We start from the raw sequence: 21,612 nt of genomic DNA, 5'->3' as shown, positions 1-21,612 counted from the left end.
GCGCGCCGAATCTTTAGGAAAACGGAGATAGAAAGATTGAACAGATATACAGGTTTAGGTTATGGCAGGCAAAACAGTAGATAAGAAAGTGTTGCTGATGATACTCGATGGATGGGGCAAAGGCGACCATTCCAAAGGGGATGTGGTGTGGAGCGCTCATCCGGAGTATCTCAATGCGCTGGAGGCGAACTATCCGCATGCGCAGCTCCGTACGGACGGCGAGAATGTCGGTCTTCCGGCCGGACAGATGGGAAATTCGGAAGTCGGACACCTGAATATAGGTGCCGGCAGGGTGGTTTATCAGGACCTTATGAAAATCAACCGTGCAATAGCGGACGGTTCCATCGCAGAAAATCCGGAGATAAAAGCCGTTTTCGAATACGCCCGCAGCAAAGGAACGAGGATTCATTTCATGGGCCTCGTGTCGGACGGAGGTGTGCACAGTTCGTTGGAGCATCTCTTTAAATTATGCGACCTGTCGGAGGCTTACGGCATACCGGAAGCGTATGTTCACTGCTTCATGGACGGACGCGATACCGACCCGCACAGCGGCAAGGGTTTCATCGGTGCGCTTCAGCGCCATATTTACGGCACGAACGTGAAAATTGCCTCGGTGATAGGCCGTTATTATGCCATGGACAGGGATAAACGTTGGGAACGTGTACGGACGGCTTACGACCAGCTCGTAAACGGGGTAGGTGAGAAATCTACCGACCTGGTGGCGAGCATTCTTAAATCCTACGACAACGGCGTGACCGACGAGTTCATCAAACCCATTGTGGCGGTGGACGAACGGGACGAGGCGATAGGTACGATAAAGAATAACGATGCGGTCATCTTCTTCAACTTCCGGAACGACCGGGCTAAGGAGCTCACCATCGCTCTGACGCAGGAGGATATGCCCGCCGAAGGAATGCATACGTTGCCTCTTTACTATTGTACGATGACGCCCTATGATGCCAAATTCCGCGGACTGCACATCCTCTTCGACAAGGAGAACGTGCAGAATACCATCGGGGAGTACGTCGCTTCGCTCGGGCTGAATCAGCTGCGTATTGCCGAAACGGAGAAATATGCCCACGTCACGTTCTTTTTGAACGGTGGCCGCGAGGAGAAGTTCGCCAATGAGGAGCGTATTCTGATTCCTTCTCCCAAGGTGGCGACCTATGACCTCAAGCCGGAGATGAGTGCCTATGAAGTGAAGGATGCGCTGGTAGGGGCTCTATCGTCGGGGCGTTTCGATTTCATCGCCCTCAATTTCGCCAATGGCGACATGGTGGGCCATACGGGCGTGTACGATGCAATAACCAAAGCGGTCAAGGCGGTGGACGAGTGTGCCGGCGAAGTGATAGAGGCTGCCAAGAGAAACGGTTACGAGGTGGTCGTCATCGCAGACCACGGCAATGCCGACAATGCGATTAACCCGGACGGTTCGCCCAATACGGCCCATTCTCTCAATCCGGTGCCGATTATCGTCGTGTCGGACAGGGTGGCGTCGGTGGCCGACGGCGTACTTGCGGATGTCGCTCCGACCGTCCTTGCGCTGATGGGACTTCCGCAGCCGAAGGAGATGACAGGAAAAGCGCTCGTTAGCTTCAAGTAAACGATAGTTAAGAACTAAGGCAGAGGGGGCACTTCACACGGAGTACCCCCTCTGTGTCTGACGTGATTTGCATCCGGCTGACGGTTATGCCGCTTTGAGGAATGTTTGGATATTCTCTACGATTGCCTGTACGAGGTTGTCGATGGACTCTTGCGCCGACCAGGCATTGTGAGGAGAGAGCAGCAGCCGGTAAGGGTCTTTTATTTTGAGCAGGGGGTTGTCGGCCGGTATCGGTTCCTGTGAGAATACATCCACCACGGCCCCGCAGAGGATGCCGCCGTCGAGTGCATCGGCGAGCGCCTGTTCGTCGACGATGCCGCCGCGGGCGACGTTGACGAGGATGGCCGTCGGTTTCATGCAACGAAGTTCCGCCATGCCGATAAGTCCTCGTGTCCGTTCATTAAGCGGTGAGTGTATGGACAGAATATCCGCCCACTTCAATAGTTCCATTAATTCCATTTCGGGGTATTTCTCCGCCCGCTTGTTCCCCGATACCGAATGGTAGGCCACTTCGCATCCGAAAGCGCCGGCGAGTTCCGCCACGGCATGACCGATGGCTCCGAGCCCGACGATACCCCATTTGCGGCCGTACAGTTGCCGGGTGGGGCGGTCGTAGTTGAAGAGCCGCGGAGAGGAGGAGTATTCGCCCTGTTTGACGAAACCGTCGTAATAGACGATTTCGCGCAGCATGGCTATCGCGCCTCCGAGCGTGGCTTCCGCAACGGAGTGGGTGGAGTATCCTTTGGCATTTTTCACGGGAATACCGCGTGCGGCGGCGGCTTGCACGTCGATGTTGTCCACCCCGGTGGCCGCTTCGCAGATGAGCCGGAGTTTCGGCAGGTTGCCGATGATGTCTGCCGTAAGTTTCACCTTGTTCACAATCAGAATATCGGCATTCGCCGCACGTTCGAGAACCTGTTCCGGTGCGGTGAATTCGTAGCCGGTGTAGTTACCCAAAGCCCGGATGCCGTTCAGGTCCGCATCGTTCAGACTGTATTCGTCCAGAAAAACTATATTCGCCATAATGAATCGTTTGTATTTTGTTATCTCAATTCTCCTATAAGGTCGCGGACAACCACCGATGCACAGCAGCAGCCGAAAACGGCCGGCATGTAGGAGATGGTGCCCGTGTTGGATTTTTTGTTGGTCTGTTCATCTATTATCATCGCCCCTTCCCGGATTTTCTCGGCCGAAAAGACGGCTTGGAAACCCGTGTGAATTCCCATTTTGTGCAACCTTTTGCGCAGCATGTGGGCCAGGGGACAGTGGTGGGTACGTGCTATATCCTCTATTTCCACTTTAGTCGGGTCGGTCTTCGCTCCTGCACCCATGGAACTTACTACCGGAATGCCGCGGTCAAGACATCCTTTTATTAGATGCGCCTTCGGGGAGAGCGTATCTATCGCGTCGACGACGTATGTGTAGGGCTCGCTGTCAAGCAGGGTGTAGGTCGCTTCGTCCTTGATGAATTCGCCGACCGTACGAAGCTGTAAATCGGGATTGATATCGAGCAGACGCTGAGCGAGTACCGACGTTTTGGCTTGGCCGATGGTCGAAGTAAGGGCGACGAGCTGCCGGTTGATATTGCTGGCGCTTACCGTATCGGCATCCGCGATGGTCATGCTGCCCACGCCGGCTCGGCATATCATCTCGGCCGCATAGGCTCCTACGCCGCCAAGGCCGACTATCAGTACGTTGGCCTGCCGCAACCTGTCGAGTTTTGCCCTGCCCAGTAGCAGTTCCGTTCTTTCAAGCCACTCCATAATCGGGGAAAACTGTTTTAAAGTTTTGATATATGTCTGCTTTCAGTTCAGGTACGGGTATATTGAGGAGGGCGCCGACGGCAGTGTACATCTGCTCTATCGGGACGTCGCTGTCGTCTGTTTCGATGAAAAGACGATGGAGAGGCGCTTCCCGGAGCGATGCTTCCGTTTTGGGCGACCGCAGCGATATCGGTCCGACCGAGAGGTAATATCCGGCGGCGAAAAGCCTTTCGGTCTGCTGCGGACTGCCTGTATAGCCATGGAAAATGACGGCGGGCAGCGAGTATGCGGCCAAAAGTTCCATCAGTAGCTCGAAAGCTTTGACACAGTGGATAATGACCGGAAGACGGAGCGCCGAAGCGCTTTGCAGTTGGGCAGTCAGGACTGTTGTCTGACATGATTCGTTCCTCCGGCCGGAAGCATGGTCGAGTCCGATTTCTCCGACGGCCGCTGCTCCGCATCGTTTCAGTTGCTGCAGCAGCTCGGGGAGCCGGTGGCATGCCTCCGTCGCATCCCACGGATGAATACCGGCGGAAAAGGGGGCCGGAGGCAATACGCTGTCGTATCCCAAACGGAAAGAGGAGATGCCGATGCACTCTTTCGGTTCCAGAGTGGGAGGGCGATGCGTGTGGATATTCGTGTAGGGTATCATATGCCGAACAAAGGTACGAAAAATCGGGGCGAAGATACGGTTTTGTGCTTGTCCGGCTGTCGGAAACAGTTGTTTTGCTTTTGGTTTTTATGTCTTAATTGATTGATTTATATAGGTTTATTGTGTGTGTCGAAATGGCGGAGTGAGGGTATTTCGGAAAGGTGCCGAATTATTGTGTGAAAAAATTCACATTAAAGTTATCAATCCGGGAAAATAAACGTAAATTTGCCGTGGATTTTTTTCGGGGTATTGGTTTCCCGGCACAAACGTACAGACTTGTAAGCAATTGTTCCGAAACACTCATATCAATAAATCATAGTATGTCGAAAGTCATAAAACTGAAACGTGGTCTCGACATCCGGTTGGTAGGCGAAGCGGAGAAGACAGTGGTCCAGATGCCCGTCGGCTCCACCTATGCCGTCGTTCCGGATAGCTTTCCGCGCATCACGCCGAAACTGCTCGTTTCGGAGGGTGCCAAAGTGAAAGCGGGTACCCCTCTGTTTTTCGACAAGGCGCGTCCGCAGATACTCTTCACCTCGCCGGTGAGCGGTACCGTGTCGGCTGTCCGCCGCGGCGAAAAACGCAGGATAATGTCTGTGGTAATCGATGCCGACCCGGTTGTCGAATACGAGAAATTCCAGGCCCCCGTTCCGGCTAAATCCACTCCGGAGAAAATCACCGAGGTCTTGCTGCAAAGCGGGCTTTGGCCTCTTATTATTCAGCGTCCCTACGGGACGATAGCAAACCCGGGTGACCGGCCGAAAGCCGTTTTCATCTCCGGATTCGATTCCGCTCCTCTCGCACCCGATATGAACTTCGTGCTGAAGGACGAATACGACAACTTGGTTGCGGGCATCGAGGCGCTGAAGAAACTGACCGACGGCGAAGTGCACCTCGGCCTGCGCAACGGCGAGAACGGTGTGCTCAACCGCTTGACGAATGCCGCCCAGCACCTTTTTGAAGGGCCGCATCCGGTTGGCAATGTGGGCGTGCAGATACACCATGTATCGCCCATCAACAAGGGCGAAACGGTGTGGACGGTGGATATACAGAACGTGGCCGTCATCGGTCGTCTGTTCAATACGGGAACGGTCGATATGCGGAAAGTTATCGCCGTGACGGGTTCCGAGGTGACCGAACCCAAGTATGTTTCGGTCATAGCGGGTACTTCGGTCGTGCAGCCGGTCATGGCGGCAGGGGTGAAGCACCAGCGGGCCGGGGAGAGTTTCCGTATCATTTGCGGCAACGTACTGACCGGAACGAAGACCGACGGCGACGGCTATCTGGATGTCTACCATAACCAGATAACCATGATACCCGAAGGCGATAAGTACGAATTGCTGGGGTGGATAGCTCCGCGCTTAGACAAGTTTTCGGTTTCCCGCAGCTACTTCTCGTGGCTCATGCCCAAGAAAAGGTATGACCTCGATACCAACCTGAATGGAGGCAGGCGTGCATTGGTGGTGACCGGGCTCTACGACCGCTATCTGCCGATGAACATCTATCCGATTTATCTGCTTAAGGCCTGCATGGCCGGAGATATCGACAAGATGGAGAATCTCGGTATCTACGAGGTGCTTCCGGAAGATTTCGCGCTCTGCGAATTCGTAGACCCCTCCAAGACGGAGATGCAGGCGGTCATTGCGGACGGTATCAATTTGATGATTAAAGAGCTGAGCTAAGGATATGGAGAAACAACTGAGAAAAATCGTAGACAAATACAAACCGGCGTTCTCCAAGGGCGGAAAGTTCGGTTTCCTGCACTCTACGTTCGATGCGTTTGAAACGTTCCTGTTCGTTCCGAATACGGTGACCCGCAGGGGAAGTCATATACGTGATGCGAACGACTTGAAGCGTACGATGATAATCGTCATTATCGCCCTGTTGCCCGCCCTGTTGTTCGGCATGTATAATGTCGGTTACCAGCACTTCGCTGCCATAGCCGACCCCGTATCGCAGGCGATGTGGTTCAAATGCTGGTGGTACGGATTCGTGCGTATGCTGCCGATGATACTCGTTTCGTATATCGTCGGGCTCGGTATCGAGTTCGCAGTCGCACAGCATAAGGGCGAGGAGGTGAACGAAGGATTTCTCGTCACCGGTCTGCTCATCCCGATGATAATGCCTATCGACATCCCGCTGTGGATACTGGCGCTTGCCGTCGCATTCTCGGTGGTGTTCGGCAAAGAAGTGTTCGGCGGAACGGGCATGAACGTCTTCAACCCGGCCCTGCTGGCGCGTGCATTCGTCTTCTTTGCCTATACGCCGAAGATTTCCGGCGAACAGGTGTGGATTCGCGGTTTCTCCAAGGGGGGGGCGTATGCCGACGGATTCTCCGGCGCTACGCCGCTCGGGTACATCAATGACAGCGTTTCGGCCGGTGCCTCTACGCTAGACTTCGGCGGTACGACGCCGTGCGACTGGTTCTGGGGCTTCATTCCCGGCAGTATCGGCGAGGTTTCCACTTTCTGTATCCTCATAGGCGCTGCTATACTCCTTTACACGGGAGTGGCGAGCTGGAGAACGATGCTGAGCGTTTTTGCAGGCGGCCTCATTATGGGGTGGATATTCAATCTCGTGGGCGGCAATGCCTACATGGAGATGCCCGCCTACTACCATCTGCTGCTGGGCGGTTTCGCTTTCGGTGCGGTCTTTATGGCTACCGACCCGGTGACCTCCAGCCAGACCAATGCGGGCAAGATAATCACGGGACTTATCATCGGTATGCTGACCGTGCTCATCAGGGTGGTGAACCCCGGTTATCCGGAGGGCATGATGCTTTCGATACTCTTCGTGAACGCCCTGGCGCCGCTCGTGGATTACTATGTGGTACAGGCCAATGTCCGTAACAGGAAAAAACGTTTGAAAACAGTTAAACAGTAGTGCGGCCATGAATAAGAACAGCAACGTTTATATTATCATATATGCTTCGGTGATGATAATCATCGTGGCGGTGCTTCTTTCGGTGGCCTCCATGGCACTGAAAAGCCGGCAGCAGGCCAACATTGCCGTTGAGAAACAGGGGGCCATCCTCTCTACCATCGGTTTGGGCGGTGATGCCGACAAAGTGAAAGACAAGACCAAATACATCGAACAGGAGTACGAGAAATACATTACGGACAGCTATGTGGTGAACGGCGAAGGCGACCGTGTGGAAGGTGCGGCGGCGTTCGGCCTGCTTGACAAGCTGAAGGACGAATATGCCAAACCGCAGGCAGAAAGGCAACTGCCCGTCTTTGTTGCCAGGCTGGACGACGGTACCGTACTGAATGTACTCGCCGTGTACGGCGCGGGGCTTTGGGGACCGATATGGGGATATATCGCCCTCGGAAGCGATTGGGATACCATCCGCGGTGCGGTTTTCGACCATCAGGGCGAGACTCCCGGACTCGGTGCGGAAATCACCACTCCCGCATTTTCAGGACAGTTCATCGGCAAGACCATATTCGACGGCGAGGAGTTTACCGGAATAGCGGTGCTCAAAGGGGCCGGTGCTTCGGCCGGGAACGACCATGCCGTGGATGCGATATCGGGCGGAACCATCACCAGCCGCGGTGTCGAAAGTATGCTCCGGAACTGCCTGGAGGCCTACCTCCCGCTGATACGCAAGCAGCAGGCCGCCGCGGCGCAGCCGGAGTTGAAACAGGTCAGCTTAACCGATATAACAGTTGAAAACCATGAGTAAAGATAAAGCGTCCATGTTCTCTTCGAAGAACTTCAAATTACTGTGGGGGCCGTTGAACCTGAACAACCCGGTCATCGTACAGATACTCGGTATCTGCTCTTCGCTGGCCGTGACGGCGAAACTGAAACCCGCATTCGTAATGGCGGTGTCCGTTACGGTCGTGACCGCCTTTTCCAACCTTGTCATGTCGCTTCTGCGCAAGGGGCTGCCCAACCGTATCCGAATCATCGTGCAGCTCGTTGTGATTGCCACGCTGGTAATTCTCGTAGACCAGGTGCTCAAAGCCTACGTCTATGACGTCAGCAAACAGCTCTCCGTATTCGTCGGACTGATAATCACCAACTGTATCATCATGGGCCGCGTGGAGGCGTTCGCGCTGAGCAACAAGCCCTGGCCGTCGTTCCTCGACGGTATCGGCAACGGTTTAGGGTACGGACTCATTCTGATTGTCATCGCGTTCGTCAGGGAACTGTTCGGAGCAGGCACGCTTTGGGGATACAGGATAATTCCCGAGAGCGCCTATCTGCATGGCTACATGAACAACAGCCTCATGCTGCTGCCGCCCATGGCCCTTATCCTCGTGGGCGTCATTATCTGGATACACCGCAGTAAAAACAGGGATTTGATAGAAAAGTAGGGGTATGGAGAGTATATTTAATATATTTATAAGGTCGATATTTATCGACAACATGGTTTTCGCCTACTTCTTCGGCATGTGTTCCTACATCGCCGTAAGCAAGAATGTGAAAACGGCTTTGGGACTGGGTGCTGCCGTGACGTTCGTCATGTTCATCACCGTACCCCTGAACTACCTGATAGACGAGTTCCTGCTGCAGCCGGGCGCTTTGGCATGGATTAGTCCGAAACTGGCCGATGTGGATTTGAGTTTCCTTTCGTTCATTGTCTTCATCGCTGTTATCGCTTCATTCGTGCAGCTCGTCGAGATGGTTGTGGAGAGGTTCAGCCCTTCGCTCTATAACTCGCTCGGTATCTTCCTGCCGTTGATAGCCGTGAACTGTGCCATCATGGGTGGTTCGCTCTTCATGCAGCAGCGGGAGTTCCTGAACGTGGGCGAAGCCGCTTCGTACGGACTCGGTTCCGGTATCGGCTGGTGGCTCGCCATACTGATGATGGCTGCTATCCGTGAAAAGATAAGCTATTCCAATATACCCGCACCGCTCAGAGGGCCGGGTATCGCTTTCATCATTACGGGGCTCATGGGTATCGCATTCATGTCGTTCCTCGGTATTCAAATCAATTAAATAGGTTAGTGGATTATGATGAACTCTATTATAATCGCGGTAGTGGCGGCATTGATAATCGTACTGTTGCTCGTCGTACTGCTGTTGTTCGCCAAAGCCAAACTGACGACCTCGGGCGAGGTCACCATAGATATCAACGACGGCGAGAGGGTGCTCACGGCTTCGACCGGCGAATCGCTTCTTGCGACGCTTGCTGCCCAGAATATTTATCTGCCGTCCGCCTGCGGCGGACAGGGTACCTGCGGAATGTGCAAGTGCCAGGTATTGGAGGGCGGAGGTGAAATACTGCCTACCGAAACGGGCTTCTTCTCCCGTCGCCAGCAAAAGGAACATTGGAGGCTCGGCTGTCAGGTGAAGGTGAAGGACAACCTCAAGATACATGTCAGCGAAGCCGTGCTCGGCGTGAAGAAGTGGGAATGCGAGGTGGTTTCGAACCACAATGTGGCCACGTTCATCAAGGAGTTCGTGGTGAAGCTTCCGGCCGGTGAGAACCTGAACTTCCGCAGCGGCGGCTATATTCAGATAGATGTTCCGAAATACGACGCTATCAAGTTCTCGGATTTCGACATCGACGAAGAGTATCACGAGGATTGGAATAAGAACAAGATGTGGGGGCTGGTAGCCAAGAATCCGGAACCGACGTTCCGGGCCTATTCGATGGCCAACCATCCGGCCGAGGGTAATATCATCATGCTGAACATCCGTATCGCAACGCCGCCGTGGGATAGGGCTGCGGGTGCTTTCATGAATGTAAATCCCGGTATATGTTCTTCTTACATCTATTCGCTTAAACCCGGTGACAAGATTACGATATCCGGTCCGTACGGTGAGTTCTTCGTGAAGGATACGCCGAACGAAAAGATGTTTATCGGCGGCGGTGCCGGTATGGCTCCCATGCGTTCGCATATTTTCGACCTGTTCCTGACCAAGAAGACGACCGTTCCTGTGACGTTCTGGTACGGTGCCCGTAGCAAACGGGAGATATTCTACGAAGAACAGTTCGAGGAGATAGCGCGTGAACACGAGAATTTCCGTTACGAGGTGGCGCTTTCGGAACCCAAACCGGAGGATAACTGGACCGGTTATACGGGATTCATTCATCAGGTCATTTATGATAACTACCTGAAGTATCACGATGCGCCGGAGGATATCGAGTATTATATCTGTGGTCCCGGTCCGATGACCGCTGCCGTAGAGAAGATGCTCGACAACCTTGGAGTACCGAAGGAGAATATCATGTATGATAACTTCGGTTAGCAGTCTGTGTATTTTGGATAAAAGCGGCGGAGCTTCCAAGCCCCGCCGCTTTTATCCAAATGCCAAAAGGGAGCGCTGGCTGTTGTGCAATATAATAGAATTATGGTAAAGGGTGAAATCATGTTCCTTCCGCCGGGAGTCAGTGAAGCGTTTGCCGAGCGCTCCGGATGGGGATTCGAGTATGTTACATGGGATGAAGTCAGGGCGTTGGTGAAGCCGCGGGCGGAAGATGCCCATAAAGGCATGTATGGGCATGCCTTGTTGGTCTGCGGTTCGAGGGGAATGCCGGGGGCGGCCGTGCTTTCCGCAGGAGCCGCTCTGCGTTCTGGTTGCGGATTGGTGACGGTGCATCTGCCGGAAAGCGAACGTTTTCCGGTCGAAGCGAATTTTCCGTCGGCCATGGTCAGTCTGGATACGGCCGACTGTTTTACGGAACTGCCTGCCGACATGACACGTTATACGGCAGTGGGTATCGGATGCGGATTGGGACAGGATTCCCGGACGGTGGAAGCGCTGGAGTGTCTGTTGGAGTGGTGTCGTACCCGTAAGGTTCGGATGGTGATAGATGCCGATGCGTTGAATATGCTTTCCCGGCATACCGGATTGCAGCGGTTGGTTCCTGCAGGAACGATATTGACGCCCCATTTGGGGGAACTGCGCAGATTGGTGGGAACATGGCGGGACGAGGAGGAGATGCTGGAGAGGGCGAATGGGCTGGCCGCCCGGCTCGACAGCGTTGTCGTCGTGAAAGGACCCAATTCAGCCGTTTTCAACCGAGGAAAGTGCGTAGTATTCAACTCTACCGGAAACGGCGGGATGGCCAAGGGTGGAAGCGGTGATGTGCTGACCGGATTTCTCACCGGATTACTTGCCCGCGGGTATGAGCCGGATGTGGCGGCGGTATTGGGTGTATTCCTGCACGGGGTGGCCGGAGATAAGGCTGCGGAGTATTACGGCATGGAGGGTATGAACAGTGCCGACCTGATAGATTTTCTGGCCGAGGCATTGAAAGAGACGGAATAAATTCTTATATTTGTCTCAAATGAATCACGTTAGGCCGTGGGACGGGCTTGTCGTCCGACAGTCGCTTTCGGTTTTCATTGAATATGTTCCTATATTTTCAATAATAGCTTATTGTATAACCGTTAAATTGATTTATCCGCAATGGCAAGTTTGAGAAGAGTAAAAAAAGATATAGATTACCTTGTAAGCGAGGTGGTGTACGACTGTTATCTGGCCCTGTATTTCCATTCGGAACGCCGTGATGCTATCGTGGCGGTGATGGAAGAGGCGGTGGATGCCCGTAACGAATTTTACGAGATGGCGAACCATCCGGCCGAGAAACACAACAAATCCCTGGTGAAAAAACATTATGCTTTCCTTCGCAACGAACTGATGGAACGTATCGACGGCTTGTTCGATAAACTGAGCAAAGTGGTCAATGAGAAATAACAAGGAAGCCTTTTCCGGAAATTTTCCGGAAAAGGTTCTTTCTTGCCGACCATGGGAAATACAGTCGAGGGGGCTTGACGGGTATTTCTCAGAAAGTGTATCGGTGGAGAATTTGTTTTCAGCACCAACTCCGAGAAGAAATCGTATAGGGCTTTTCTGAGTTGGTGTTTTACTTTTTGTCTTTTTAGGAGCTATGTCTGTTTCCGGAACACAAATCAAAGTGGATTGAATTGGAAGGGGGCCGTGTACTTATGAGGCGCTGAAGAGGGGGGACAGTGATAGGGTAGGCAGAACAGCCGCAAGCAGACCGTAGGAGTTTCTGATACGCAGGAATAAACAGATAGGTAATGAACCTGTCAGAATCCTTTTTCAAGTACAAAATCTTTGCCGCAGAATAACCTAATAAGCAGGGTATGTGGGTTCTTGTAATCTGCTTTCTGGGAATATTATAGAGGACTTTGTCGTACTGGAGGCAAACAGTCTTTTCGGTGTTTTAGTGTCTTTTCAGTACGGTATGGGGAACATCGCCGTGCGTTATCAGTTGGATAGGACAGTTGTAATTGGCCAACTGTTCGGGGGTAATATTATTCGTGTTGTGTCGGTGTACCGTGCGGTTGACGCAAACGATGCTCTTGACGTAACTTGTTATCGTCCCCAGGTCATGCGACACCATGACGATAGCCATGCGGTCATTGAGAGAGGCCAGTATTTCGTACAGTTCCTTTTCAAATTTGTTATCGACAAAATTGGTCGGTTCGTCCAGAATGAGCAGTTTCGGGTCGGAAATCAGTGCCCGACAGAGTAGGGCTCTTTGCATTTCGCCGCCGGATATCGCTCCGATGGGTTTTCCGGAGAGCGGTGCAATGCCTGCCATGGCCATCAGTTCGTCGGCTTTTTTCCGTTCGTCGGAGGAAATACGGAAAACAAGCCGTTTGCGCGACTGCAAACCGCTGTATACCACCTCCGCGACTGATATGGGAAATTGTCTGTCGAAATTATTTTGTTGGGGTAGGTAGCCGATAGTGCCGTCGTGTATGCTTATTCCGTCCGCGAATTCGATGCGTCCCGAATAGGGTACCATGCCCAGTATAGCCTTTACCAGAGTCGTTTTTCCGCCGCCGTTGGGCCCGATGATACCGGTGAAGTCATCGGAGAAAAGGTCGAGCGTCACGTCACGAAGCGCCGGAATGCCTTCGTACGACACCGATACATTATGGAGCGACACCAGTTTCATGAGCGGTGATAATATCGGTTATGCGCAGTATCTCGCTGACAATGTCCTCCTTCAGCGGGTCAATCTCAATCGGGACGGCACCTATGTCGGTCGCCGCTGTGGAGACTACGGTCAGCGGGAACTGTTTCTGATAAAGAACGACTTTGATGCCCTGTTCATGGGCTTTGCGGATAATGCTCTCCATCTGTACGGCCGAAGGCTCCTTCCCCTCGTTTTCAAGCGGTATTTGAGTTAAGCCGTAATCGTCGGCGTAATAGGTCAGTGCGGGATGGTAGATGATGAATGAACGGGTAGGGGAGGCGGCCACCTTTTCCCGGATTTCCCGTGAGGCCGCATCCAGTTTCTCTTTTAAAGTCTCATAAGCCTGGCTGTATCGTGTCGAGTCGGGAAACAGACGGTGGACGGCTTCGTACGTATCGGCCGCCATGATTTTCAGTTGTTCGGGCGAAGTCCATATATGGGGGTCGACACCGTGGCCTGTCGCGTCGTGTGAGTGGCTGCATGACCCTTTCTTGATGTCGATATGTCGGCTTAAATCGACGATTGCCTCTTTGTTTATCGGAAGGCGGGCAATGAGCTCCTGCTCGAAGTCGAGCAGCCCGCTGGTGAATATGAGTCTGGAGTCTTCCACGTGAACTATTTGCGACGCAGAAGGGGAGTAGGATTCGGGGCTCGCACCGTCCGGAACGAGTACTTCTACCCGAAAGTCTCCGCAGGTGATGTACTCTACCAGATACTTTATGGGCGATATGGAAGCGGTGAACACCGTCTCCGATGCGTTTTTTTGACTGTTACAGCTTGACAACAAGATTATTGCCGTTATCAATCCTGTAATCGATATGTGTTTTTTCAGTGTCACGTTTATTTCCCGATACAATTCCAATGAAGAAAACTTTATTCGATAACGACCGAATTCGTGCCTCGGACAACGGAACCTGTGGTCGCACCATGATTCGGCTGACTCAAATATACACAATATATTCGCTAACAACCGAATGCGGTCTTCGGCCGGCAGTCCGGTGCGTGGTCGCAGGTGCGATTCGGTTGAAACAAATATAGCAAAAGTTCATGTAAAATACGGAATCTGCCGCTGCTTTTTCAGACCGAGCCGCATCATTTCGTATGTATGCGTTTGATAGGGTGTGTGCTGTTATTCTATCGGCTTGCCGTTGTTGAAAAAGTCTTCGGTAAAGATATATTCGTAATGGCGGCCGGTATCGCTCGCCGACGTGAGCGTATAGGTTTCCATATCTAGCAAACTATCATCTTCGTTCTTGACCAGCAAATATTTGCTTGCATTCAACCATTCGAAAGGGTCTGCGAAAGTATACCATCAAATACTATTGTGTTTTCTTCTCCGGGCAATATCGTAAGCGTTTTGTACAAATCCTCCGGATTGACGAATTTATCTTCCAATACCCAGCGGAATTTTCCAATAAAACTTGCCGTAATTCGGTTCTTCATGAACCCGTCTGTATTTGGCATCCGTTGTCATTCGTTACTGTAGAATCTTGCAAGAAGCATCGGTTTCCTGTTTACGCCACCATCCGGAAGTTGCTGCCGATTCCTTGCCTGCGAATTCTTCATGTCCCGCTTTATCTTGTCGTTGGTGATTTTGGCGTAATCTGGGACGTCGCGATATGTTGTGCCTCGACCCGCTTCGGTACCGTTAGCAGGCAAAATGTTATCGGAAGGGGGTTGGTATTTTAGTTTATTCCGGGCAATCCCCTATATTACTTAACATAATATAAATTATATTTCATAGATTCTATCTAAATATTATGAGGATTATTCGTTGTTGCAGTAGTCAAACGATTCAACCGTGTGGTCGGAAAAGAATATCATCACTTTTCGAATCGCTTTTTTGGCAGATTGGCCGGAGGTACTGTCGGAAAAGTTACGGTCGGAAGATTGCCGGGATTGCGTTGCCGGAGCTGCAGAAAATAAATCCTGTTCCGCTATCTGGGGTGTCGGCCGGATGGCTGAGGGCTGAGAGGCATCGGAAATACTAACAGGCGGTGCAGCAGTAACCGAGACGGCAGGTTGCGTCGGGTTTGTTGCAGTGCGGTACATGTCGCCTTTACCAAGGATGAACCAATCCGGAGAGATGTCGGGAAATACGGTCAGCAATTTGGTTATAAAATCCATGCTCGGTTTGTTGCGCCCGGAAAGGATATGGGAGATGCCGGAAGGCTGAACTTCAAGCATCTCGGCCAGTTTATTCGACGATAACGACTTCTCTTTTAAAATCCTCTCTATGCGCTCTTTCATAGTATCTGTTTTTACAAAAATATAAATTACAGGAGTAATATCAAAGCGTTTTCGTGGTTTTCCCTTGCTGATTCTGTCTGAATATACCCGGAGACAATGGGTATTCTCTGCCATATTTCCTTTCCTATTTGTATGAAATTCATATTTAATTTGCGCGTAATAATTTACTGATAATGATATTGTTATATATTGCATATATGTGAAGGCATGTATTTTATGGTTATTCGGGACGCATATGTCCAGAATCAATATTAATTATTAATTGATGTGTTAGTTGATTATGTCTTGATTGTTAGTATTTTATGTGTTATAATTCAATGGATGTTGTGGCAGGTAACTGCGAAAGTTTGGATGTTGCAAGGATATGAATATTTGTAATTTATTTTATAGAAATGGCAATTACAATTGTAATTAATGGTGATATAAAAGAGTCACAGAGAGATGTAAAAGAGATAAAAAGGGGAGGACAGGGTACTTGTCCTCCCCTTTTCATTCGCTCTATAATATAAATAGAAGTTTTCGGGTGCCTTTTTATGCGTTGATTTTATCGGCTACGGCTTTCAATTCTTCTTGGGAAGGATGCTGTTTGTGTTTAAAATCGATATCGCTCTCCTTAGAGATAGGGAGAAGATGGATGTGGGCATGGGGGACTTCCAGTCCGATGACCGTAACGGCAATCCTTTTGCATTCGATTTTTGTTTCCAGCTTACGAGCGACTTTCTTGGCAAATACCATCAGGTCTGCCAACTCGTCATCTTCCAAATTAAAAAGGTAATCATTCTCTTTTTTAGGCACTACCAGCGTATGACCTTCGACAACAGGATTGATGTCCAGAAATGCGTAATGTTTATCATCCTCGGCTATCTTATAGCTGGGAATCTCTCCGTTAATGATTTTTGTAAAAATAGTAGCCATATTGCAGAAATAAATTGAAGTATCAGAATTTGGGACGCAATATCTCCGAATAGACAACGGCTTTCCGTAAATCGAAATCCTCCCATACTGCGTCGGTTTGCTCCGTTTGTTCCGGTTCAAGCGGTATTTCGGAAAGCTGACAGAGCGTCGATTCGTTTTGACGGCGGGGATGTTGATAAATAGGCCGTCCGTCGACTGCCGTTGTTGTCTTTGTCTGTTCCGGAGAGAAAGTGCGACTGATAGCAGAATCCGATGTAATTATATTTGTAATGTTACCGGATGCGGACATCCTCTTTTTTTTCAGCTTACTTTTCTTTTGTATTCCTTTCTGTATCGCCGGAATTGCAGATATTAGCAGCAATACTACCACGTAAACAAAATCTTCCATAAGTGTGGTAAAATATATGTTGTTACAAATGTAATTATAGCGTTCGCTTCACTTTTTCGATGCCTTTGATACTGCCTACCCTATCCAGCAAGGCATTCAAATTTTCGGTATCTTTTACGTAAACGCTTATTTTGCCCTCAAAAATACCGTCATGACTCTGTATGGCGAGTTCACGGATGTTGATGCCGAGTTCCAGGGTGATGACCTGTGAAAGGTCTACCAATATCCCTACTCTGTCTATGCCCCGGACCTCTATTTCCGCCAGGTAGGATTCGGCTTTGTAGCTCGACCATTTGATGCTGGTGATGATATTCTCCCCATGCTGGGCGGCCAGGCGGGTAATGTCTTCGCAGCCGGCTTTATGAACTACGATGGTATTCGTGCCGGGGGTTCTGTATCCTACGATATCGTCGCCCGGAATGGGATTGCACCCTTCTGCGATGACAAATTTCGGCGTATTGCCGTCTTTCGTATCCGAATTTCCGACAAGCAATGTATCCTGTTTGTCGGACTTGAAGGGTTTGGTGAGCTGGATGTCCCAAAACTTCAGCACCTTGCTCATCGAATTTTGACGCAGAACTTTATCTACACCGTCGAGATTGATGATGCCGGACCCCAGCTTGCTATAAAATTCATCCTTGTTGCTGCATTCGTAGGCAGGCAATATTTTCCGGAAAACGCGTGCGCTGGGAGTGATGCCGAACTCCTCCATGCGTCGGTCGAACAGTTCGATACCCCGTTCGATGTTGTTTTCCCGTGAACGTTTCAGGTAGGTGGTGATGGATTGTTTGGCTTTCGCCGTAGTCACATGGTCGAGCCATTCGAGATTGGGCCGCGAATTGTCGGAGGTGATAATCTCTATCTGGTCGCCGTTTTTCAGCGTCTCGAAGATGGACTCTATCTTGTGGTTCACTTTGGCGCCGATTGCCTTGTTCCCCACATTCGTATGGATATTGTAGGCGAAATCCAGTACCGTCGCACCCTGCGGCATCTTTCGGGGTTCTCCTTTGGGGGTGAAAACGACGATTTCATTGGTATATAAGGTGAGGCGTACATTGTCGAGAAACTCTACCGCATCTTCGGTAGGTCCCTTCAGTGCATTCCTCACCTCTTTAAGCCATTTGTCGAATTCGTCTTCGCTGCTGTGAGCCTGTTTGTATTTCCAATGGGCGGCGAATCCCCGTTCGGCTATCTCTTCCATGCGTTCGGAGCGTATTTGCACTTCGGCCCAGATACCGTCCGGCCCCATGACTGTGGCATGTAGCGCTTCGTAGCCGTTGGCTTTCGGAAAGTTTACCCAGTCGCGGATGCGGTCCGGCTTCGGAGCGTAGATGTCCGTGATGAGGGAGTAGATGTGCCAGCACTGCGATTTTTCGGGAATGAGTTCCGTGGGCTTGAATACGATGCGGATGGCGAAGAGGTCGTAAACGTCTTCGAAGGAGATTCCTTTCCGCTGCATCTTCGACCAGATGGAGAAGATGCTTTTGACGCGTCCTGCTATCGTAAAGTCGATGCCGCTCTCGGTGAGGCGCTGCCTGATGGGGGCGATGAAACGGTTTATGAATTCGTTTCTGTCTGGCTCCGTCTCGTCCAGTTTCCGGACAATCTCGAAGTATTGTTCCGGATACCGGTAGCGCAGGCTCAAGTCTTCCAACTCGGTTTTGATGGCATACAGACCAAGTCGGTAGGCCAGCGGAGCGAACAGATAGAGGGTTTCGCTCGATATCTTCACCTGCTTGTCGCGCGGCATGGAGGCCATTGTCCGCATGTTATGCAGCCGGTCGGCTATCTTGATGAGGATGACCCTCACATCGTCTGACAGCGTCAGCAGCACTTTGCGGAAATAGGCGGCCTGTTTGGAGGTGTCCGTGTTCACTACCCCGGCCATTTTGGTCAGGCCGTCCACCATGTAGGCAATCTTCTCCCCGAAAATGGTATCGATTTCCTCCACCGTGTAGGCCGTATCCTCCACTACGTCGTGCAGAAGAGCGGCCGCCACGGATTTTACGCCCAGCCCTATCTCCTCCACTACGATTTTGGCGACGGCGAGGGGGTGCAGTATATAGGGTTCCCCGCTGCGGCGCAATACCCCCTTATGGGCCTCCTTTGCGAGGAAGAAAGCCTTGCGTATCAACTCCCAGTCCTCCTCCTTCTTGACTATTTTCGAGCAGGATGAGAGAAGGTCGTTGAAACGGTCCGTAATGATTATTTCGTGTTCTTCGGAGTAGCCAGCTGTTGCCATAGGCAGATACGGTTTGATTGGTTCGGAAGCCAGCGGAACGCATGGGGCGTTTGCCGGAGGCGGCAACCTATTTCTTCGGGGCGTTGCGTGCTTCTTTCATGGCTTCGCGCACTTTGCCCTCGATTTCTTCCATCAACGGTTCGTCGGCCGTCAGCAAATCCTTGACGGCGTCACGGCCCTGTGCGAGTCGCCTGTCGCCGTAAGAATACCACGAACCGCTTTTTTTGATTACGTCGAAATCAACGCCGAGGTCTACTATCTCCCCTACTTTGGAGATACCTTCGCCGTACATGATGTCGAATTCGGCGCGGCGGAAAGGCGGAGCCACCTTGTTCTTGACGACTTTGACTTTGGCTCTTGCACCGAGCTGCTCTTCACCGTCCTTGATGCTGGAGGCTTTGCGGATATCGATGCGGACACTGGCATAGAATTTCAGTGCATTGCCGCCGGTGGTCGTTTCCGGATTGCCATATACCACGCCTATCTTGTCGCGGAGCTGGTTGATGAAGATGCAGACCGTTTTGGTCTTGCTGATGCTCGCGGTCAGTTTTCGGAGTGCCTGCGACATCAACCGGGCCTGGAGTCCCATTTTGGATTCTCCCATGTCGCCCTCTATCTCCGCTTTGGGTGTCAGGGCCGCTACTGAGTCTATTACGATGATATCTATCGCGCTGGAACGGATAAGGCTGTCGGCTATCTCCAATGCCTGTTCGCCGTTGTCCGGCTGGGAAATCAACAGATTGTCCACGTCTACTCCGAGCGCCTGGGCATAGCTTCTGTCGAAAGCGTGTTCGGCATCGATGAAGGCAGCCAGTCCGCCCGCTTTCTGGGCTTCTGCTATGGCGTGCAGCGCCAGGGTCGTCTTACCCGACGATTCGGGGCCGAATATCTCCACGACTCGGCCTTTGGGATAGCCTCCCACTCCGAGGGCCATATCCAGCGTAATCGAACCGGAGGGGATAACGGCCACCTCCTCGACCTTGTCGCTGCTCATTCTCATAACGGCTCCTTTGCCGAAATCCTTCTCTATTTTGTCGAGCACTGCATTGAGTACTTTCAGCTTGTCTGCGCTCACTTCTTTTTTTTCTGCCATATTTGTTTTCTTATCAAAATATTAACTCGTTTTATTTCAAGTTTTCCACCCTGTCGGTTCGGAATGGTTGTTAATAAAGGTAAAAGTACGAAAAATATATCAATAATGAAGCGATAAGGCCGGAAACATCGCTGTTCCGGCCGCGTTAAAAGACAAGGTGCCGTATTATTTGGCCAGCACCTTGCGTTCTATCTCCTCTATCATTTGATTGAAGGCTTTGTCGGTCTCTATGAGGTTGGAGACGGTTTTGCACGCATGCAACACCGTTGCGTGGTTCTTGCCGCCTATCGCCGCACCGATGGTTGTCAAGGGGGCCTTCGTGTGCTGTTTGCAGAGGTACATGGCTATCTGGCGGGCCTGTGCTACTTCACGCGTGCGTTTGGTCGAATCGAAAACCGCCTGGTCTATCTTCAGGTGGTCGCACACGATATTACGGATGTGTTCTATCGTTATCTCCTTTTGGTTGAATTTGACATACACTTTCAAAATTTCTTTGGCCAGCGTGATGGTTATCTTCCTGCCGAGGAATGTCGCGTTGGCGACCAGTGAAGAGAGGGCACCCTCTATCTCCCGGATATTGGCATTGATATTCTCGGCGAAAAAATGGATGACTTCATCCGGAATATCCGCATTGAGCCGGGCCGCCTTGTGTTTGATGATTTTGACCTTGGTGTCGAAATCGGGCGGCAGCAACTCTGCAGCCAGCCCCCAGCGGAAGCGGGTGAGTAGCCGGTCGTTGATGTCTTTCAACTCGACCGGCCGTTTATCCGATGTAAGGATAAGCTGCTTGCCGGATAGCTGCAGGTGGTTGAAAATGTTGAAAAAGGCGTTCTGCGTACTCTCCTTGTTGCCGGAGAGCTCCTGTATGTCGTCGATTATCAGCACGTCTATCATCTGGTAGAAGTGGATGAAATCGTTCACCTCCTTGTTCAGAACGGCCGATGTGTATTGTGCCTGGAATTTGTTCATGGAGACGTAGAGCACCTGCAGATTCGGGTGGCGCTGTTTTATCTCCATTCCTATCGCTTGGGCTACATGCGTTTTACCTAACCCGGAGTCGCCGAATACGTACAGCGGATTGTAGGCCGTACTGCCCGGATTGACCGCTATGGACATTCCCGCCGAACGGGCCAGCCGGTTGCAGTCGCCTTCGATGAATGTATCGAACGTGTAGTTGGGGTTGAGCTGCGAGTCGATGACTATCCTCTTTATACCCGGTATGACGAACGGATTTTTTATATTTGCCGTATCGGTCTGTTCCACATATTTTGAAATCGGCGTAGTATTTGCTTCCTGCGGATAGGCGGCCGGTTGCTGTGTGTGATGTTCGTGGTTGGGTATCGAATAGCGGAGTTTGGTCTTCTGTCCGAAAGTCTGGTAGATTATCGGGCGGAGGAACGGGATGTAGTGTTTCTCTATGTGATAGACGTACGCTTCGTTGGGTACCCGCAACTGCAGCGTGGTGCCGTCGAAGTTGACCGGCACGATGGGCTTGAACCACTTGATGAACTCCTCCTGGGAGGTCTTCTCCCGGATACGGGACAAGCAGTTCTGCCACATATCGCTGTATGTCGGATTGTTGATAACCATAAGTGCGGGGTGGTTTTTCCGAGTACAAAAGTGTGTTATAAAAATGTTTAAAAAAACCGTACCCCATGTTGCGTTTTCAGATTTAATTTTTATAGAAAAATGGGGGTTCTCGGAGGGGGCGGATTTAAAGGTTTGATAGCGAGAAATTCTAAAAAAACGCCTAATTTTGTATATAGAAAATATCATTGAGCGGCATACGAATCAT

At 51.3% G+C, this 21,612-nt stretch carries 20 protein-coding genes; 9 read left to right on the top strand and 11 right to left on the bottom strand.

The window, feature by feature from the left end; translation table 11 throughout:
* Positions 1 to 61 precede the first annotated feature (61 nt).
* Positions 62 to 1,603, top strand: a complete 1,542-nt coding sequence (gene gpmI, locus BQ5361_RS04270) for a 2,3-bisphosphoglycerate-independent phosphoglycerate mutase (protein WP_022063611.1) — start codon at positions 62 to 64, stop codon at positions 1,601 to 1,603.
* An 84-nt stretch (positions 1,604 to 1,687) separates the two neighbouring features.
* Here the strand turns inward: gpmI and BQ5361_RS04265 are convergent, their stop codons facing one another.
* From BQ5361_RS04265 to BQ5361_RS04255, 3 genes are read right to left on the bottom strand one after another with little or no spacing between them, the layout of a single operon-like run.
* Positions 1,688 to 2,626 carry an NAD(P)-dependent oxidoreductase gene (locus tag BQ5361_RS04265; RefSeq protein WP_022063610.1) on the bottom strand — a complete coding sequence of 313 codons (939 nt, stop codon included), beginning with the start codon at positions 2,624 to 2,626 and terminating at the stop codon, positions 1,688 to 1,690.
* Between the two features lie 20 nt (positions 2,627 to 2,646).
* The gene (locus BQ5361_RS04260; protein WP_035473869.1) at positions 2,647 to 3,366 is read right to left on the bottom strand and encodes a tRNA threonylcarbamoyladenosine dehydratase; all 720 of its coding nucleotides are present in this window, start codon (positions 3,364 to 3,366) and stop codon (positions 2,647 to 2,649) included.
* Positions 3,353 to 4,018, bottom strand: a complete 666-nt coding sequence (locus BQ5361_RS04255; RefSeq protein ID WP_052131096.1) for a TatD family hydrolase — start codon at positions 4,016 to 4,018, stop codon at positions 3,353 to 3,355. The genes BQ5361_RS04260 and BQ5361_RS04255 overlap by 14 nt, the downstream gene beginning before the upstream one ends.
* 320 nt (positions 4,019 to 4,338) lie before the next feature.
* Between BQ5361_RS04255 and BQ5361_RS04250 the strand changes: the two genes are divergently transcribed.
* The 8 genes from BQ5361_RS04250 to BQ5361_RS04215 all read left to right on the top strand — a co-directional run bounded on the left by BQ5361_RS04250 (position 4,339) and on the right by BQ5361_RS04215 (position 11,674).
* The gene (locus BQ5361_RS04250; RefSeq protein ID WP_035473867.1) at positions 4,339 to 5,700 is read left to right on the top strand and encodes a Na(+)-translocating NADH-quinone reductase subunit A; all 1,362 of its coding nucleotides are present in this window, start codon (positions 4,339 to 4,341) and stop codon (positions 5,698 to 5,700) included.
* Between the two features lie 4 nt (positions 5,701 to 5,704).
* Positions 5,705 to 6,901, top strand: coding sequence for an NADH:ubiquinone reductase (Na(+)-transporting) subunit B (locus BQ5361_RS04245; RefSeq protein WP_022063606.1), 1,197 nt, complete (start codon positions 5,705 to 5,707; stop codon positions 6,899 to 6,901).
* 7 nt (positions 6,902 to 6,908) lie between these two features.
* Positions 6,909 to 7,703 (top strand): NADH:ubiquinone reductase (Na(+)-transporting) subunit C, encoded by a 795-nt coding sequence (gene nqrC, locus BQ5361_RS04240; RefSeq protein WP_022063605.1) that lies wholly within the window; start codon positions 6,909 to 6,911, stop codon positions 7,701 to 7,703.
* Positions 7,696 to 8,340: an NADH:ubiquinone reductase (Na(+)-transporting) subunit D gene (locus BQ5361_RS04235; protein ID WP_035473865.1), complete on the top strand. Its 645-nt coding sequence runs from the start codon at positions 7,696 to 7,698 to the stop codon at positions 8,338 to 8,340. Before nqrC ends, BQ5361_RS04235 begins: the two co-directional genes overlap by 8 nt.
* Positions 8,341 to 8,344: 4 nt before the next feature.
* Positions 8,345 to 8,965 (top strand): NADH:ubiquinone reductase (Na(+)-transporting) subunit E, encoded by a 621-nt coding sequence (gene nqrE / locus BQ5361_RS04230; protein ID WP_022063603.1) that lies wholly within the window; start codon positions 8,345 to 8,347, stop codon positions 8,963 to 8,965.
* 15 nt (positions 8,966 to 8,980) lie between these two features.
* On the top strand, positions 8,981 to 10,222 hold the full coding sequence (nqrF, locus tag BQ5361_RS04225) for an NADH:ubiquinone reductase (Na(+)-transporting) subunit F (protein ID WP_022063602.1): 1,242 nt from the start codon (positions 8,981 to 8,983) through the stop codon (positions 10,220 to 10,222).
* A 102-nt stretch (positions 10,223 to 10,324) separates the two neighbouring features.
* The gene (locus tag BQ5361_RS04220) at positions 10,325 to 11,245 is read left to right on the top strand and encodes an NAD(P)H-hydrate dehydratase (RefSeq protein ID WP_052131095.1); all 921 of its coding nucleotides are present in this window, start codon (positions 10,325 to 10,327) and stop codon (positions 11,243 to 11,245) included.
* Between the two features lie 141 nt (positions 11,246 to 11,386).
* Positions 11,387 to 11,674 (top strand): hypothetical protein, encoded by a 288-nt coding sequence (locus BQ5361_RS04215; RefSeq protein WP_022063600.1) that lies wholly within the window; start codon positions 11,387 to 11,389, stop codon positions 11,672 to 11,674.
* Positions 11,675 to 12,167: 493 nt separating this feature from the next.
* Here the strand turns inward: BQ5361_RS04215 and BQ5361_RS04210 are convergent, their stop codons facing one another.
* From BQ5361_RS04210 to dnaA, 8 genes are all read right to left on the bottom strand, one after another.
* Positions 12,168 to 12,908 (bottom strand): metal ABC transporter ATP-binding protein, encoded by a 741-nt coding sequence (locus BQ5361_RS04210; RefSeq protein ID WP_035473863.1) that lies wholly within the window; start codon positions 12,906 to 12,908, stop codon positions 12,168 to 12,170.
* Positions 12,886 to 13,716 (bottom strand): metal ABC transporter solute-binding protein, Zn/Mn family, encoded by an 831-nt coding sequence (locus BQ5361_RS04205; RefSeq protein WP_257587944.1) that lies wholly within the window; start codon positions 13,714 to 13,716, stop codon positions 12,886 to 12,888. Before BQ5361_RS04205 ends, BQ5361_RS04210 begins: the two co-directional genes overlap by 23 nt.
* Positions 13,717 to 14,696: 980 nt before the next feature.
* On the bottom strand, positions 14,697 to 15,293 hold the full coding sequence (locus tag BQ5361_RS04190; RefSeq protein WP_022063596.1) for a helix-turn-helix domain-containing protein: 597 nt from the start codon (positions 15,291 to 15,293) through the stop codon (positions 14,697 to 14,699).
* Between the two features lie 417 nt (positions 15,294 to 15,710).
* Positions 15,711 to 16,094 (bottom strand): HIT family protein, encoded by a 384-nt coding sequence (locus tag BQ5361_RS04185; protein WP_022063595.1) that lies wholly within the window; start codon positions 16,092 to 16,094, stop codon positions 15,711 to 15,713.
* Between the two features lie 22 nt (positions 16,095 to 16,116).
* Positions 16,117 to 16,482, bottom strand: coding sequence for a hypothetical protein (locus tag BQ5361_RS04180; protein WP_035473311.1), 366 nt, complete (start codon positions 16,480 to 16,482; stop codon positions 16,117 to 16,119).
* A gap of 34 nt (positions 16,483 to 16,516) precedes the next feature.
* Positions 16,517 to 18,724 (bottom strand): RelA/SpoT family protein, encoded by a 2,208-nt coding sequence (locus BQ5361_RS04175; RefSeq protein ID WP_035473308.1) that lies wholly within the window; start codon positions 18,722 to 18,724, stop codon positions 16,517 to 16,519.
* A gap of 67 nt (positions 18,725 to 18,791) precedes the next feature.
* Positions 18,792 to 19,817 (bottom strand): recombinase RecA, encoded by a 1,026-nt coding sequence (gene recA / locus BQ5361_RS04170; RefSeq protein ID WP_022063592.1) that lies wholly within the window; start codon positions 19,815 to 19,817, stop codon positions 18,792 to 18,794.
* Positions 19,818 to 19,982: 165 nt separating this feature from the next.
* Complete coding sequence (gene dnaA, locus BQ5361_RS04165; protein WP_035473305.1) at positions 19,983 to 21,407, bottom strand: chromosomal replication initiator protein DnaA; 1,425 nt, start codon at positions 21,405 to 21,407, stop codon at positions 19,983 to 19,985.
* Positions 21,408 to 21,612: the final 205 nt, after the last annotated feature.

It is taken from the genome of Tidjanibacter massiliensis, from assembly GCF_900104605.1.
Lineage (GTDB): Bacteria > Bacteroidota > Bacteroidia > Bacteroidales > Rikenellaceae > Tidjanibacter > Tidjanibacter inops.
This window is presented reverse-complemented; position numbering and strand designations above follow the sequence as displayed.